The organism is Streptomyces sp. A0642, from assembly GCF_004795105.1.
GTDB lineage: Bacteria > Actinomycetota > Actinomycetes > Streptomycetales > Streptomycetaceae > Streptomyces.
In genome coordinates, this window is the sequence record NZ_SSBL01000011.1 from 148670 (window position 1) to 164471 (window position 15802).

Sequence of the window (15802 nt, forward strand, 5' to 3'; positions counted from 1 at the left end):
GCACGTCGTGATCAGTTCAGGATGCCGTACGTGTTCCAGCCGCCGCCGAGCCTGACCGGGACGGCGAACTGGCCCGCGCCGTTCGAGGCGTACAGGTAGAGGCTGCCGTTGCGGTCGACCCCGACGAGGTCGGCCTTGCCGTCCCCGGTGAGGTCGCCGGGTGCGGCGAGCTTCGTGTACGTGTTCCATCCGCGGCCCACGGGGAACGGGGACAGGAACGGCTTGTACTTGTCACCGGTGCCCCGGTACATCTTGAGCACCCCGTCAAAGGTGCGGCCCAGCACGTCGGCGATGCCGTCACCGGTGAAGTCACCGGCGCCGATGATCACGCTGTACGCGTTCCACCCGCCACCGACCCTGACCCGCGCGGCGAGACCGCTGCCCGTGCCGTTGCCGGGGTGGAGATAGAGCGTGCCGCCGGTGTCCCGGGTCAGCAGGTCGCCCTTGCCGTCGCCGGTCAGGTCGCCGGGGCCGACGGTGAGGTTGTAGCTGCCCCAGCTGCCGCTGATCCGGGGCGGCTCGCCCGGCGCGTAGCTGTAGTTGTACACCCCGCTTTCGTGCGCCTCCATCAGGTCGACCAGTGCGTTCTCGTTCATCGAGGAGGCGTAGAAGGGCTTGGCGCCCTTCCACCCGCCGGGATCGCTCAGCTGGTCGCGCGCGCTCAGCTTGCCGTTGTTCAGCGACCAGTAGGCCCAGAGCGTGCCCTTGGTATCGAGCCCGAGAAGGTCGTTCTTGCCGAAGTCAGGGCTGCCGCCCGCGCCGGCGAGGAGAGAAGCCGTGTTGAGGCCGCTGCCGCCCGCCACGCGGGGCGCCAGCTCGCCACTGTCGCCGGTGGAGAGGTAGACGAAGACGTCACCGTTCAACGCCCGGGCGAGCAGGTCGCCGCGCCCGTCACCGTCCAGGTCGTCGGCGCCGATGACCTGGTTGTAGATCTTCCAGCCGTGACCGACCCGGGTGGCGGCCGTGAGCGGCGCCTTCGCGGAACCCGTGCCCGTGTAGAAGTACAGGTCGCCGGAGACGGTCCGCCCGTAGAGGTCGGCGATGCCGTCCCCGGTGACGTCGTTCGCCCCGATGAGCTGGTCGTACGTGCCCCAGCCCTTGCCGACCAGGACCCGTGCGGCGAACGGCGCGGTGCTCGTGTCGCCGGTCGCCGGGTACAGGTACAGCTCGCCCGCGGGCGTGCGGCCCAGCAGGTCGGCGCGCCCGTCGCCGGTGAGGTCACCGGGCGAGAGGACCTTGTTGTAGATCTGCCAGCCCTTGCCGGTCCAGCCGGCGTTGCCGGTGCCGGCGCCCGACATGCCGGCACGGAAGGTGAGCGAGCCGTACGGCGACAGGGTCAGGAGGTCGGCGACCCCGTCCCCCGTCTGGTCGCCGATGGGAATGAGGTCCTTGAACGCCGACGGAGCCTTGCCGGGAATTTCGAAGCCGTACTCCCCGTCAGCGCTGCTCGGCGTGGTGCGGAGGTCGGATTCGTAGTTCCGGTAGACCAGGTCGGAGTATCCGTCGTCGTCGAAGTCCGCACGCGGCTTGGCCGCCGAGGCCGCGGCCGCCTGGCGCTGGGCGGTGTGCTCAGGCAGGCTCAGAGCCGGCCGCAGGTCAGCCGAGGAGGCGGGCCGCTCGGTCAGCGTGCGCTGCTGCGGTGCGGTGTCATCGGCCGAGGCCGGGGCGGCGGCCAGCAGCATGCCGGCCGACAGTACGAGTGCGGTGCAGGCCGCGAGGCGGCGCGTTCGCGTGGAGCGTGTGGGCGTGGCGCGACGGCCGGATTCCACAGAAGACATGGCCCCCCCAGGGGTACGTGGTGAAGCGTTCCGGGGCCCCGCCACCGGAAATCCGGTGACGGGGCCCCTCGGGACGCGATGGTGCGGTCGTGCCGTGGATCAGTACAGGTTGTAGTACGTACCCCAGCCGCCGCCGACCCTGGCCCGGGCGCTGAACTTGCCGGTGCCGGTCGAGGTGTAGCGGTAGAGGTCGCCCTTGCCGTCCACGCCCACGAGGTCGGCCTTGCCGTCCCCGTTGATGTCGCCGGGCGCGGCCAGCTTCTTGTACGTGTTCCAGCCCCCGCCGATGGAGACGCGGGACTTGAACGGCTTCGACGCGACGCCCGTACCCGGGTACAGGTAGAGCGTGCCGCCCGTGGTGCGGGCGAGCAGGTCGGTGAGTCCGTCACCGTTGTAGTCACCGGCGCCGACCAGCTTGTTGTACGCGTTCCAGCCGCCGCCCACCGTGATCCGGGAGGCGAAACCGGTGCCCGTGCCGTTGCCGCGGTACAGGTAGAGCGTGCCGCCCGTGGTCCGGGCCAGCAGGTCGCCCTTGCCGTCGCCGCTGAGGTCACCGGGGCCGACGAGGCTGTTGTAGACGCCCCAGCCGTTGCCCACGGGGTAACCCTCGACGTACAGCGTGCCGGCGTACACCTCCATCAGCTCGCCCCGGCCGTCGGCGTTCAGGGACGACGCGAAGGTGATGTTGGCTTTGCCCCAGCCCCCGGTGTCGCTGACCTGCTGCCGTGCGGCGAACAGGCCGTTGTTCTTCGGGTAGTACCAGAACAGGGTGCCCTTGGTGTCGAGCCCGAACATCTCGTTCTTGCCGAAGTCCGGGCTGCCGCCCGCCCCGACGAACAGCGACGCCACGTTCCAGCCGGTGCCGCCGCCCGTACGGGAGAGGAAGCTGCCCGTTCCGGTCGACTCGTAGTAGTACATCGCGCCGGCCGTCGTCCGGGCGAGGAGGTCGCCGAAGCCGTCGTTGTTGGCGTCGTCGACGGCGATGATCTGGTTGTAGCCGTTCCAGCCGTTGCCGACCTTCACCCGTCCCGCGAACGGCTTGGCCGTGCTGCCGGTACCGGCGTAGAAGTACAGCTCGCCGGCGGGCGTGCGGGTGAAGAGGTCGCCGATGCCGTCGCCGGTCACGTCGTTCGCGCCGACCAGCTGGTCGTAGGCGCCCCAGCCGTTGCCGACCTTGACGCGTGACCTGAACGGGTTGCTGTCGACCGCGCCGTTGGCGGCGTACAGGTACAGCTCGCCCGACGGCGTGCGGGCCAGCATGTCGCCGCGGCCGTCACCGTTCAGATCGCCGGCGGCGACCAGCTTGTTGTACATCTGCCAGCCCTTGCCGGACCAGGTGGCGTACCCGCTGTCGGTGTCGCTCTGGCTCTGGAAGAGCGAGAGCGTGCCGGTGGCCGACAGCGTCAGGAACTCGGGGCGGCCGTTGCCGTCCAGGTCGCCGGGCGCGACGAAGTCCTTGTACTGCTCGTCGGAGCCGTAGATCGTGTACTCGTGCGAGTCGGCGCCGGTCGACGGCTCGATGTACACCTTGCCGTTGATCGCGCGGTACATCGTGTCGCTGTAACCGTCGCCGTCCATGTCCAGACGCGGCTTCGCGGGGACCACCGCGGCCGCCGCGCCCTCGACGCCCGCCGCACGCGACGTGCGCGCCGCGGGCTTCGGGAGCGTGAGGGACGGCAGCTGGCCGAGCGCCGGCACGGACTGCTCGACCGCGGTGCGGTGCGGTGCGGTGTCATCGGCCGAGGCCGGGGCGGCCAGCAGCATGCCGGCCGAGAGAACGAGTGCGGTGCAGGCCGCGATCCGGCCGACGCGCTTCGAGCGCGCGGGCAGGGTACGACGGCCGGGTTCCACAGAAGACAAAGCCCCCCCAGGGGTACGTGGTGGAACCGGGAGAAACGCCTTCACAGGTGCATTACGTGCACACTGAAGCATTCCCGGGATGCTCACAGACTCTACAACTGTGAACAGCGGGAATGAAGTGCTTTAACGGTGAACGGTGTCCGGGATCTGACGCACGACGGGGAGCAATTCGGGACAGCCCCGCTCAACTCTTCCGGTGCCCGATCAGCCGCGGCTTCGATTCCAGGTTCTCCAGACCGTGCCACGCCAGATTCACCAGGTGGGCCGCTACCTCGGCCTTCTTCGGCTTGCGTGCGTTCACCCACCACTGACCCGTCAGCGCCACCATCCCGACCAGCGCCTGGGCATACAGCGGCGCCAGCTTCGGATCGAATCCCCGGGCCTTGAACTCCAGCCCCAGAATGTCCTCCACCTGCGTGGCGATATCGCTGATGAGAGAAGCGAACGTGCCCGTCGACTGGGCCACCGGAGAATCACGGACAAGAATGCGGAAACCGTCCGTAGAGGTCTCGATGTAGTCCAGCAGCGCGAACGCCGCCTGCTCCAGCAGCTCCCGCGGATGACCGGCGGTCAGCGCACTGGTCACCATGTCCAGGAGCTGACGCATCTCCCGGTCCACCACCACCGCGTACAACCCCTCCTTGCCGCCGAAGTGCTCGTACACCACCGGCTTGGAAACCCCGGCGCGCGCCGCGATCTCCTCCACCGACGTGCCTTCGAACCCCTTGTCGGCGAAGAGGGTGCGACCGATGTCCAGCAACTGCTCGCGGCGTTCCTTCCCCGTCATCCGCACCCGGCGGACCCGCCCGGGCGAAGGTGCACGGGTGTTCTCACTGCTTGCGCTGCCATCGGTCGCCACGTCGTCAATCATGCCGCGTCGGCCCGCGCGGGACTCCGCCGGGACTCGATACGCGCGGCGTCGGGCCAGCGCACATCGGACGCCCAGCCCAGCAGCTCGAACCAGCGGATCAGCCGGGCACTCGAGTCGATCTGACCCCGCATCACGCCGTGCCGGGCACTCGTCGGGTCGGCATGGTGCAGGTTGTGCCACGACTCACCGCACGACAGGACCGCCAGCCACCACACATTGCCGGACTTGTCGCGGGACTTGAACGGGCGCTTGCCGACCGCGTGACAGATCGAGTTGATCGACCAGGTCACGTGGTGCAACAGCGCCACCCGGACCAGCGAACCCCAGAAGAAGGCCGTCGCCGCGCCCCACCACGACATCGTCACCAGTCCGCCCACGAGCGGGGGAATGGCCAGCGAGAGGATCGTGAACGACAGGAAGTGGCGGGAGATCCCGCGGATCGCCGGGTCCCTGATCAGGTCGGGGGCGTACTTCTGCTGGGGCGTCCGCTCCTCGTCGAACATCCACGCGATGTGCGCCCACCACAGGCCCTTGAGCAGGGCCGGCAGCGTCTCGCCGAAACGCCACGGCGAGTGGGGGTCGCCCTCCGCGTCCGAGAAGCGGTGGTGCTTGCGGTGATCGGCCACCCAGCGGACCACCGGGCCCTCCACCGCCAGGGAACCGGCCACGGCCAGGGCGATACGGAGCGGACGCTTCGCCTTGAACGAGCCGTGCGTGAAGTACCGGTGGAAACCGATCGTGATGCCGTGGCAGCCGATGAAGTACATCGCGACCAGCAGGCCGAGGTCGAGCCAGCTCGCACCGCGGCCCCAGGCCAGCGGCACCGCCGCGACCAGGGCCACGAACGGCACGACGATGAAGAGCAGCAGGGCGATCTGCTCGACGGACCGCTTGCTGTCGCCGCCGAGCGTGGCGGGGGGAAGAACCTGACCGTCAGCCGCTTCGGCGGCCTCGATCACTTCGGGGCTGGACTTCATGGGGAGTCCCCTGTGGGTAGGAAACGCGAGGAAGACGACCGAGGCTACGCACCCGTAACCTACGGCGTCGTAAGTATGGCAGCGGTAAGGCCCGCCAGACGGGAGGACGACGCGGCCGGAACCCGCCGGTCCCCCGCAAGGCGGCGCACCCCACGTGTACCCGCCAGGAAGACCCGCACCCCTCGGGGCGCGAACAGCGCCGACAGCACGGACACCTATCCTGGAGACGTCGGACAGCGCGGTCCGCACCCTGCCACCCGGGGGGTCGCGTCGGCACCGCAGCCGGCCGCGGGTCCCGGATCCCGTGCTCAACCACTGCAAGGAGCCGCACACTGTGAGCAGTGCCGACCAGACCCCCGCCGCCAGCCCCGAGCTGCGCGCCGACATCCGCCGCCTCGGCGACCTCCTGGGCGAGACCCTCGTACGCCAGGAGGGCCAGGAACTCCTCGACCTCGTCGAGCGCGTCCGCGCCCTCACCCGGACCGACGGCGAAGCCGCCGCCCAGCTCCTCGGCGACACGGACCTGGAGACCGCCGCACGGCTCGTGCGCGCCTTCTCCACCTACTTCCACCTCGCCAACGTCACCGAGCAGGTCCACCGCGCCCACGAGATGCGCGACCGGCGCGCCGCCGAGGGCGGACTCCTCGCCCGGACGGCCGACCGGCTCAAGGACGCGGACCCCGAGCACCTGCGCGAGACCGTCAAGAACCTCAACGTGCGGCCCGTCTTCACCGCGCACCCCACCGAGGCGGCCCGGCGCTCCGTACTGAACAAGCTCCGTCGCATCGCCGCGCTCCTGGAGACCCCGGTCATCGACGCCGACCGGCGCCGCCAGGACATCCGGCTCGCCGAGAACATCGACCTCATCTGGCAGACCGACGAGCTGCGCGTCGTCCGCCCGGAGCCCGCCGACGAGGCCCGCAACGCCATCTACTACCTGGACGAACTCCACGCCAACGCCGTGGGCGACGTCCTGGAGGACCTGGCCGCCGAACTGGAGCGCGTCGGCGTCGAACTGCCCGCCGGCACCCGCCCCCTCACCTTCGGCACCTGGATCGGCGGCGACCGCGACGGCAACCCCAACGTGACGCCCGCCGTCACCTGGGAGGTGCTGATCCTCCAGCACGAGCACGGCATCACCGACGCCCTCGAACTCGTCGACCAGCTGCGCGGACTGCTCTCCAACTCCATCCGCTACACCGGGGCCACGGACGAGCTCCTCGCCTCCCTCCAGGCCGACCTCGAGGCGCTCCCCGAGATCAGCCCCCGCTACAAGCGCCTCAACGCCGAGGAGCCCTACCGCCTCAAGGCCACCTGCATCCGGCAGAAGCTCGTCAACACCCGCGAGCGCCTCGCCTCCGGCACCCCGCACCGCCCCGGCTGCGACTACCTCGGCACCGCCGAGCTCCTCGCCGACCTGACCCTCGTGCAGACCTCGCTGCGTGAGCACAAGGGCGGCATCGTCGCCGACGGCCGGATGGACCGCACCATCCGCACCCTCGCCGCGTTCGGCCTCCAGCTCGCCACGATGGACGTACGCGAACACGCCGACGCCCACCACCACGCGCTCGGCCAGCTCTTCGACCGCCTCGGCGAGGAGTCCTGGCGCTACGCCGACATGCCGCGCGACTACCGGCAGAAGCTCCTCGCCAAGGAGCTCCGCTCCCGTCGCCCGCTCGCCCCGACCCCGGCCCCGCTGGACGCCGCGGGCGAGAAGACCCTCGGCGTCTTCCACACCATCAGCCAGGCCTTCGAGCGCTTCGGCCCCGAAGTCATCGAGTCCTACATCATCTCGATGTGCCAGGGCGCCGACGACGTCTTCGCCGCCGCCGTCCTCGCCCGCGAGGCCGGACTCCTCGACCTGCACGGCGGCTGGGCCAAGATCGGCATCGTGCCGCTGCTGGAGACCACGGACGAGCTCAAGGCCGCCGACGTCATCCTCGACGAAATGCTCGCCGACCCGTCCTACCGCCGCCTGGTCTCACTCCGCGGCGACGTGCAGGAGGTCATGCTCGGCTACTCCGACTCCTCCAAGTTCGGCGGCATCACCACCTCGCAGTGGGAGATCCACCGCGCCCAGCGCCGGCTCCGCGACGTCGCCCACCGCTACGGCGTACGCCTGCGCCTCTTCCACGGCCGGGGCGGCACCGTCGGCCGCGGCGGCGGCCCCTCGCACGACGCGATCCTCGCGCAGCCGTGGGGCACCCTGGAGGGCGAGATCAAGGTGACCGAGCAGGGCGAGGTCATCTCCGACAAGTACCTCATCCCGGCCCTCGCCCGCGAGAACCTGGAACTGACCGTCGCGGCCACCCTCCAGGCCTCCGCGCTGCACACCGCCCCCCGCCAGTCCGACGAGGCGCTGGCCCGCTGGGACGCGGCCATGGACACCGTCTCGGACGCCGCCCACGCCGCGTACCGCAAGCTGGTCGAGGACCCCGACCTGCCCACCTACTTCCTCGCCTCCACCCCGGTGGACCAGCTCGCCGACCTGCACCTGGGCTCGCGGCCCGCCCGCCGCCCCGGCTCGGGCGTCTCGCTCGACGGACTCCGCGCCATCCCGTGGGTCTTCGGCTGGACCCAGTCACGGCAGATCGTGCCCGGCTGGTACGGCGTCGGATCCGGCCTCAAGGCGCTGCGCGAGGCCGGCCTGGACACCGTCCTGGAAGAGATGCACGAGCAGTGGCACTTCTTCCAGAACTTCATCTCGAACGTCGAGATGACCCTGGCCAAGACGGACCTGCGCATCGCCCGGCACTACGTCGACACCCTCGTCCCCGACGAGCTCAAGCACGTCTTCGACGCCATCGAGGCCGAGCACGCGCTGACCGTGCAGGAAGTCCTCAAGGTCACCGGCAACACCGAACTGCTCGGCACCAGCCCGGTGCTCCAGCAGACCTTCGCCATTCGCGACGCCTACCTGGACCCGATCTCCTACCTCCAGGTGTCGCTGCTGGCCCGCCAGCGTGAAGCCGCAGCACGCGGCGAGGAAGCCGACCCGCTGCTCGCCCGCGCCCTGCTGCTCACCGTCAACGGCGTCGCCGCCGGACTGCGCAACACCGGCTGATCCACGCGGACGCGGGCGGGACCCGTCACCGAGCGAGGAACGTCGCCGCCTTCACAGGGCGAAGAACGTCGCCACGAGCAGGACCCCGCCCGCGATCCCCGCACCCCAGCCCACCCGGGGCAGCCGCAGACCGCCGCCGATCAGCAGACCGGCCAGGATCAGCGCCCCGCCCAGCGGCATCCACGCATGCAGAAAACCCGGCGTCCCGGTGCGTACGACCTCGGAGGTGCCGGGCTTCACGACGACGGGGAAACGGTCACCCTTCCGCGCCGCCACGGACTTCTCGACCGAGACCCGGGAGCGGGCCGCCCCGCCGTCCGCCGGCGTGTAGGGGCCCGTGCACACGTCACTGCCGCAGCCGGTGACCGTCATCGTCCCGTGCTCACGGCCCTTCGCCAGCACGATGTGGTGCGCCGAGTCCCACGAGGACCACACACCCGCGACGAGCAACACCAGGACGACACAGCCGAGCGCCGCGCTGCGGCCGTACTGCACGGCACGGTGGGAGGAGGTCCGCTTCATGGGGGCAGATCCTTGGCCAGAGCCCTGCGATGGGTCAAGCCGTGGCTGCAATCAGCAGGGTTACCGGCCGGTATGTCGGGATTCGCACCCGCCCGCGCGGCTCAGGAGTTGTACGCGCCCTGGGCGCGCTCCAGCCCCTCCGCCAGCAGACACTCCACCGAGTCCGCCGCCCGGTCCACCAGGAAGGCCAGCTCCTTGCGCTCCGTGGAGGAGAAGTCCTTCAACACGAAATCCGCCACCTGCATCCGGCCCGGCGGGCGCCCGATCCCGAACCGGATCCGGTGGTAACCCGGGCCCATCGACTTCGTCATCGACTTCAGCCCGTTGTGGCCGTTGTCCCCGCCGCCCAGCTTCAGCCGCAGCGTCCCGTAGTCGATGTCCAGCTCGTCATGCACCGCCACCACGTGGTCCAGCGGCACCTTGTAGAAGTCACGCAGCGCCGCGACGGGACCGCCGGACAGATTCATGTACGACAACGGCTTGGCCAGCACCACCCGGCGGCTCAACGGCCCCGGAGGACCGATCCGCCCCTCCAGCACCTGCGCCTGAGCCTTCGGAGCCCGCTTGAACTTCCCGCCGATCCGCTCGGCGAGCAGGTCGGCGACCATGAAACCGACGTTGTGCCGGTTCGCCGCGTACTCGGGACCGGGATTGCCCAGGCCCACGATCAGCCAGGGGTCAGTGGCGTCGGACATCGCGCTCGGTCTCCTCGCGTACAGGCGGGTGGCAGGGGGCGGACAGGGAAAAACGGGGCAGCGGTCCCCTTCCGGAGAACCGCCACCCCGTCAGTCAAGCAGGTGAGGATCAGGCCTCGGTGGTCGCGGCCTCGGCGCCCTCGGCGGCCGGCTCCTCGGCCTGCGCGGAGACGACCTGCAGCACGACGGCGTCCTCGTCGCCGGCCAGCACCGAACCCTTGGGCAGCGGGACGTCCTTGGCGAGGATCGAGTCGCCGGCGTCCAGGCCCGCGATCGAGACCGTGACGGACTCGGGGATGTGGGTGGCCTCGGCCTCGACGAGGAGCGTGTTCTGCACGTACTCGAGCAGGTTGGAGCCCGGGGCCAGTTCGCCCTCGACGTGCACCGCGATCTCGACCTCGACCTTTTCGCCGCGCTTCACGGTCAGCAGGTCGACGTGCTCGATGTTGCCCTTGAGGGCGTTGCGCTGCACGGCCTTCGGGATGACCAGGGCGTTCTTGCCGTCGATCTCCAGACCGATCAGAACGTTGGCGGTACGCAGCGCCAGGCTGAGCTCGTGGGCCGGGAGCGTGATGTGGACGGCCTCGGCGCCGTGGCCGTAGACGACCGCGGGAACCAGGTTGGCGCGACGGGTACGGCGGGCAGCGCCCTTGCCGAACTCCGAACGGACCGCGGCGTTGAGCTTGATCTCGGCCATGACTGCACTCCTCGTAAGGTGACAAAGCTACGGATGGTCACCCGGCCCACGACAGGCCTGCTACGAAGAGCGCGTCGATAACGGACCGCCGTACCTATGAGTACGGCCTCCCTCGCCGAGCAACTCGCTGAGTCTACCCGGCGGGGAGGCCGCGCCCAAAGTGGATCTTCTACGGCGGAGGTGCGCCTACTGCTCCTCGAACAGGCTCGTGACCGAACCGTCCTCGAAGACCTCACGCACCGCGCGCGCGATCGTCGGCGCGATCGACAGCACCGTGATCTTGTCCAGCTCCAGCTCACCCGGCGTCGGCAGCGTGTCCGTGAACACGAACTCGCTCACCTTCGAGTTCTTCAGCCGGTCCGCGGCCGGACCCGACAGCACCCCGTGCGTCGCCGTCACTATGACGTCCTCGGCACCGTGCGCGAACAGGGCGTCGGCGGCGGCGCAGATCGTGCCACCGGTGTCGATCATGTCGTCGACCAGGACGCAGACCCGGCCCTCGACGTTGCCCACGACCTCGTGGACGCTGACCTGGTTCGGCACGTCCTTGTCGCGGCGCTTGTGCACGATCGCCAGAGGAGCGTCCAGACGGTCGCACCAGCGGTCGGCGACCCGGACACGGCCGGCGTCCGGCGACACGATCGTCAGCTTCGAACGGTCGACCTTGGCGCCGACGTAGTCGGCGAGGATCGGCAGCGCGAAGAGGTGGTCGACCGGGCCGTCGAAGAAGCCCTGGATCTGGTCCGTGTGCAGATCGACGGTGAGGATGCGGTCCGCACCCGCCGTCTTCATCAGGTCCGCGATCAGACGGGCCGAGATCGGCTCGCGGCCACGGTGCTTCTTGTCCTGACGGGCGTAACCGTAGAACGGCACGATCACCGTGATCGAACGGGCCGACGCGCGCTTCAGCGCGTCCAGCATGATCAGCTGCTCCATGATCCACTTGTTGATCGGAGCCGTGTGGCTCTGGATCAGGAAGCAGTCGGCGCCGCGGGCGGACTCCTGGAAGCGGACGTAGATCTCGCCGTTGGCGAAATCGAAGGCCTTCGTCGGCACGAGGCCCACACCCAGTTGGTGCGCAACCTCCTCGGCCAGCTCGGGGTGGGCGCGGCCGGAGAAGAACATCAGTTTCTTCTCGCCGGTCGTCTTGATCCCGGTCACAGCACAGTCTCCTCAGACGTGTATCTGGCGCTGCACGCAGATGTCCCGATGTGCAACGAGCCAGCCGAAATGGGGTGAGCATCTATCACGGTACGCCGTACGTGACGCACCTGTTTCCGGTCAGCTTTCGCTGCCGGTGTCCTCCGCCGCGGCCTGTGCGGCCTGCGCGGCCGCACTCCCCGGACGCTTACGGGCCACCCAACCCTCGATATTCCTTTGCTGGCCCCGGGCCACGGCCAGCGAGCCGGCCGGCACATCCTTCGTGATCACCGAGCCCGCCGCGGTGTACACCCCGTCCCCGACCGTGACAGGAGCCACAAACATATTGTCCGAACCGGTACGGCAGTGCGAGCCGATCGTCGTGTGGTGCTTGTTCACGCCGTCGTAGTTCACGAAGACGCTCGCCGCACCGATGTTCGTGTGATCACCGATGGTCGCGTCACCCACGTACGACAGGTGGGGAACCTTCGTGCCCTCGCCGAGCGAGGCGTTCTTCAGCTCCACGTACGTCCCGGCCTTGGACTTCGCGCCCATCCGCGTGCCCGGCCGCAGGTACGCGTACGGACCGACCGTCGCACCGGCGCCGACCTCGGCCCCGTCCGCGACCGTGTTGTCCACCCGCGCGCCCGCTCCGACCACGGTGTCCTTCAGCCGCGAATTGGGGCCGACCTCGGCGTCCTCCGCCAGGTGCGTCGTCCCCAGCAGCTGCGTGCCCGGGTGCACGATCGCGTCCCGCTCGAACGTCACCGTCACGTCGATCAGCGTCGACGCCGGATCCACCACCGTCACGCCCGCCGTCATCGCCCGCTCCAGCAGCCGCAGATTCAGCAGCCGGCGGGCCTCGGCGAGCTGCACCCGGTTGTTGATCCCCAGGATCTCCCGGTGGTCGCCGGCCACGGAAGCACCGACCCGGTGGCCTGCCTCGCGCAGGATTGACAGCACGTCGGTGAGGTACTCCTCGCCCTGGCTGTTGTCCGTGCGCACCTTGCCGAGCGCGTCCGTCAGCAGCTGCCCGTCGAACGCGAACACCCCGGAGTTGATCTCCCGGATCGCGCGCTGCGCGTCGGTGGCGTCCTTGTGCTCGACGATCTCGGTGACCGCACCCGTCGCCGCGTCGCGGACGATCCGGCCGTAGCCGGTCGCGTCGGGGACCTCCGCGCTGAGCACGGTGACGGCGTTGCCGTCGGCGGTGTGGGTGGCGGCGAGCGCGGCGAGCGTTCCGCCGGACAGCAGCGGGGTGTCGCCGCAGACGACGATCACGGTGCCGTCGACGGTCCCGCCCAGCTCGTCGAGCCCGACGCGCACCGCGTTCCCGGTGCCCTTCTGCTCGGCCTGGTAGGCGGTGCGCACCTGGGCGTCCGCGGCGGTGAGGTGGGCGGTGACCTGCTCGCTCGCGTGGCCGACGACCACGACGAGGTGCTGCGGGTCGAGTTCGCGGGAGGCGGCGACGACATGACCGACGAGCGAGCGCCCGGAAATCTCGTGCAGGACCTTGGGGGTCTTCGACTTCATGCGGGTGCCCTCACCCGCTGCGAGGACGACGACGGCTGCCGGGCGTACGGAGCTCACGGATAGGCCCTTCGGCTTCGGGTGATGGACATCCGCAGGATACCGGGGGGCGATGAGACGGACATGAGTGCGGGCCCCGACCGGCTGGGTCGGGGCCCGTGTGACGTGCTCCCCCATCAGGATTCGAACCTGAACATACGGTACCAAAAACCGCAGTGCTGCCTGATTACACCATGGGGGAGTAAATCCGGCCTAACCGGACATTGCGTCAGGTCGCCGGATCGGCACCCAATACTATGCCGTACCAAGCGCCTTCGACGCGACGATAGAGTTCGGCGCTCTTCGTCACGTAGATGACGAGGCAGCCGTGATAGGCGGCCCCGGTGTTCTTGCGGTTGGTCTTCGGGCTGTGCTTCTTGAGGGTGGCCCTCTTGAATTCGGCGCGAGGCACCCCGGTGAGGTCCGCCCAGAACTCCTCGGCAGCTGCCGCGTCCGCGGTCTCGTGAATGCTGACGCGGACGTGCAGGCGTTCAGGTGTGACACCGAGCAGGCCGAGCCACTTCAGGTACACCTTGATCACGTTGGGATCGCTGTTGATGAAGAGCAGGTTCTCTCGGCGGCTGTACGGCTTGTCCTTAGCGCCCTCGGCCCAGTAGAGCGTCACCCCCGCCAGGAAGAGTTCCCGGTCGGAGAGTTGGCCCACTGACTCGCGTGCGATTCGCTTGGTCGCCTGCCGCGCCTGGTCCTGGGTAGCGCGCAGATCGGCCAGACCTGCGCGCATGAGGGCGAGACGCTCTTCGTCCGTGTAGCGGGGTTCCGGCTTCGGCAGGTCCCGGACCCACAACGAGATCGAGCTCTTCGAGCACCCCAGCTCCACCTGGATCTGGTCGTACGTCCTGCCCTCCAGCCGCAGCTCCCGAGCCCTCGCCCGCAAGTCGTCCTTGGCGTTGGGGCGCTTCGTCCACTCCGGCGGGGGTTCACCCTCCAGCAGGCAGTTGAGGAGGACGTTGTTGTGGAGCTGCAGCCGGTCGCGGATCTGTCGGCGGCTGAGCCCCTCCCGGCGCAGGGCGACGGCCTGTTCGCGCAGGCCCTCGAAGTCGGCGTATTTCCTGAGTTCTTCCGTCATGCGGTGATCGTCGTCCGGAATGCGGACGTCCGGTGGGCATGCGTGGGGTGTTCGCCGGATCGAGTGATGAGCACACGATTCGAATCCGTTCGACGCCGCGACGTGCTGTGCAGGTCACCCGAAAATGAGGTGCGGCCGCCCGTACGCTGGATGCCATGACCGCAACGGGGGCAGACCGGGAGGCGGCGGGATCGACCACCCGCTCCTACTGGTGGTGGGAACGGCGACGGAGTGTCGCACTGGACGGGGGACTGGCGCTGGCTTCGGCGCTGGAGTGCGCGTTGGAAGGGGTGGTGTTTGCCGGGGATGCCGGACTGCCGGTGCCTCTGGGGGTGGTGTTCGGCCTGTCCGCCGGGGCCGTGCTGCTGGTACGGCGCAAGTGGCCGATCGCGGTGGTGCTGGTGTCGATCGCGACCACGCCGGCCGAGATGGGTTTCCTGATGGGCCTGGTCGGTCTGTACACGCTGGCCGCGTCCGACGTGCCGCGGCGGATCACCGCGGTGCTGATGAGCATGTCGCTGGTGGGGACGTTCATCGTCACGTACGTACGGCTGCGGCAGGGCGTCGACGCCGACGCGGACTTCGGGCCCGGCGACTGGTACGTCCCCATGCTGTCCCTCTTCATGGCGCTCGGCCTGACCGCGCCGCCCGTGCTGTTCGGCCTCTACATAGGGGCGCGGCGACGGCTGATGGAGAGCTTGCGGGAGCGGGCGGATTCGCTGGAGCGGGAGCTGTCGCTGCTCGCGGACCGGGCGGAGGAGCGGGCGGAATGGGCGCGCACGGAGGAGCGGAACCGGATCGCCCGCGAGATGCACGACGTGGTGGCGCATCGGGTGAGCCTGATGGTGGTGCACGCCGCGGCTCTGCAGGCGGTGGCGCCGAAGGACCCGGCGAAGGCGGTGCGGAACGCGGCGCTGGTGGGGGACATGGGACGGCAGGCGCTGACGGAGCTGCGCCAGATGCTCGGCGTGCTGCGCACGGGTGATCCGGTGGCGGCGCGGGTGGCGAAGGTGCCGCTGGCGTCGGTGGGCCGGTCGGTTCCTCCGGTGCCGGAGGAGGGGCCGCGGCTGGACGAGGTGGAGACGCTGGTGGGGGAGTCGCGGGCGGCGGGGATGACCGTGGAGCTCTCCGTGGAGGGCGAGGTGCGTCCGTATGCGGCCGAGGTCGAGCAGACGGCGTACCGGGTGGTGCAGGAGGCCCTGACGAACGTGCACAAGCACGCGGCGGGCGCGAGGACGTGGGTGCGGCTGGCGCACCGGGATTCCGAGGTGGCCATGCAGGTGGAGAACGGCCCGTCGGACGCGGCCACGGCGGACGCGGGGCTGCCGAGCGGGGGCAACGGCCTGGTGGGGATGCGGGAGCGGGTGCTGGGACTGGGCGGCGTCTTCGTGTCCGGCCCGACGGACGCGGGGGGTTTCCGGGTGTCGGCGGTGCTGCCGGACGGCGGCGGGGCGTAGGGCCTCTCGCTTCGATCGGGCGGGGCTCGCGGGATCCGGTCCCTGGCGCGGGGGTGCGGCGCCCTTGGCGGTGGCGGTCGTGGGA

General features: G+C 69.8%; 12 protein-coding genes and 1 tRNA gene. 2 read left to right on the forward strand and 11 right to left on the reverse strand.

From position 1 onward, the window contains the following. Nucleotides 1-11: 11 nt before the first annotated feature. From E6R60_RS20530 to E6R60_RS20545, 4 genes are all read right to left on the reverse strand, one after another. Nucleotides 12-1778: a VCBS repeat-containing protein gene (locus E6R60_RS20530; RefSeq protein WP_136328057.1), complete on the reverse strand. Its 1767-nt coding sequence runs from the start codon at nt 1776-1778 to the stop codon at nt 12-14. A gap of 99 nt (nt 1779-1877) precedes the next feature. Next, nucleotides 1878-3542, reverse strand: a complete 1665-nt coding sequence (locus tag E6R60_RS20535) for an FG-GAP-like repeat-containing protein (protein WP_136328111.1) — start codon at nt 3540-3542, stop codon at nt 1878-1880. Nucleotides 3543-3822: 280 nt separating this feature from the next. Beyond that, nucleotides 3823-4509 (reverse strand): TetR/AcrR family transcriptional regulator, encoded by a 687-nt coding sequence (locus E6R60_RS20540; RefSeq protein ID WP_136328058.1) that lies wholly within the window; start codon nt 4507-4509, stop codon nt 3823-3825. After that, nucleotides 4506-5486, reverse strand: coding sequence for a fatty acid desaturase (locus E6R60_RS20545; RefSeq protein ID WP_136328059.1), 981 nt, complete (start codon nt 5484-5486; stop codon nt 4506-4508). The genes E6R60_RS20540 and E6R60_RS20545 overlap by 4 nt, the downstream gene beginning before the upstream one ends. A 334-nt stretch (nt 5487-5820) precedes the next feature. Between E6R60_RS20545 and ppc the strand changes: the two genes are divergently transcribed. Continuing rightward, complete coding sequence (ppc, locus tag E6R60_RS20550) at nt 5821-8550, forward strand: phosphoenolpyruvate carboxylase (RefSeq protein WP_136328060.1); 2730 nt, start codon at nt 5821-5823, stop codon at nt 8548-8550. Nucleotides 8551-8601: 51 nt separating this feature from the next. Here ppc and E6R60_RS20555 read toward each other — a convergent pair whose 3' ends face one another. The 7 genes from E6R60_RS20555 to E6R60_RS20585 form a co-directional block, all read right to left on the reverse strand. Beyond that, the gene (locus tag E6R60_RS20555) at nt 8602-9072 is read right to left on the reverse strand and encodes a hypothetical protein (RefSeq protein WP_136328061.1); all 471 of its coding nucleotides are present in this window, start codon (nt 9070-9072) and stop codon (nt 8602-8604) included. A 101-nt stretch (nt 9073-9173) separates the two neighbouring features. Beyond that, nucleotides 9174-9767, reverse strand: coding sequence for an aminoacyl-tRNA hydrolase (pth, locus tag E6R60_RS20560; RefSeq protein WP_136328062.1), 594 nt, complete (start codon nt 9765-9767; stop codon nt 9174-9176). Nucleotides 9768-9876: 109 nt separating this feature from the next. After that, nucleotides 9877-10464, reverse strand: a complete 588-nt coding sequence (locus tag E6R60_RS20565) for a 50S ribosomal protein L25/general stress protein Ctc (protein ID WP_136328063.1) — start codon at nt 10462-10464, stop codon at nt 9877-9879. A gap of 186 nt (nt 10465-10650) precedes the next feature. Then, nucleotides 10651-11625: a ribose-phosphate diphosphokinase gene (locus E6R60_RS20570; RefSeq protein WP_024490433.1), complete on the reverse strand. Its 975-nt coding sequence runs from the start codon at nt 11623-11625 to the stop codon at nt 10651-10653. Nucleotides 11626-11745: 120 nt separating this feature from the next. Then, on the reverse strand, nt 11746-13194 hold the full coding sequence (glmU, locus tag E6R60_RS20575; RefSeq protein WP_136328064.1) for a bifunctional UDP-N-acetylglucosamine diphosphorylase/glucosamine-1-phosphate N-acetyltransferase GlmU: 1449 nt from the start codon (nt 13192-13194) through the stop codon (nt 11746-11748). 108 nt (nt 13195-13302) lie between these two features. After that, nucleotides 13303-13375, reverse strand: a tRNA-Gln gene (locus E6R60_RS20580). A 27-nt stretch (nt 13376-13402) separates the two neighbouring features. Beyond that, nucleotides 13403-14260, reverse strand: coding sequence for a hypothetical protein (locus E6R60_RS20585; RefSeq protein WP_136328065.1), 858 nt, complete (start codon nt 14258-14260; stop codon nt 13403-13405). 155 nt (nt 14261-14415) lie between these two features. Here E6R60_RS20585 and E6R60_RS20590 point away from each other — a divergent pair, with 155 nt between their 5' ends. Then, entirely contained in the window at nt 14416-15717 is a 1302-nt protein-coding gene (locus E6R60_RS20590; protein ID WP_136328066.1) for a histidine kinase, read from the forward strand. Nucleotides 15718-15802: the final 85 nt, after the last annotated feature.

Coding starts and splice junctions, on each gene's coding strand:
- pth (WP_136328062.1), bottom strand. CDS start 9,767: ATGTCCGACGCCACTGACCCCTGGCTGATCGTGGGCCTGGGCAATCCC.
- E6R60_RS20590 (WP_136328066.1), top strand. CDS start 14,416: ATGACCGCAACGGGGGCAGACCGGGAGGCGGCGGGATCGACCACCCGC.
- E6R60_RS20565 (WP_136328063.1), bottom strand. CDS start 10,464: ATGGCCGAGATCAAGCTCAACGCCGCGGTCCGTTCGGAGTTCGGCAAG.
- E6R60_RS20530 (WP_136328057.1), bottom strand. CDS start 1,778: ATGTCTTCTGTGGAATCCGGCCGTCGCGCCACGCCCACACGCTCCACG.
- E6R60_RS20540 (WP_136328058.1), bottom strand. CDS start 4,509: ATGATTGACGACGTGGCGACCGATGGCAGCGCAAGCAGTGAGAACACC.
- E6R60_RS20545 (WP_136328059.1), bottom strand. CDS start 5,486: ATGAAGTCCAGCCCCGAAGTGATCGAGGCCGCCGAAGCGGCTGACGGT.
- E6R60_RS20555 (WP_136328061.1), bottom strand. CDS start 9,072: ATGAAGCGGACCTCCTCCCACCGTGCCGTGCAGTACGGCCGCAGCGCG.
- E6R60_RS20535 (WP_136328111.1), bottom strand. CDS start 3,542: ATGCTGCTGGCCGCCCCGGCCTCGGCCGATGACACCGCACCGCACCGC.
- E6R60_RS20585 (WP_136328065.1), bottom strand. CDS start 14,260: ATGACGGAAGAACTCAGGAAATACGCCGACTTCGAGGGCCTGCGCGAA.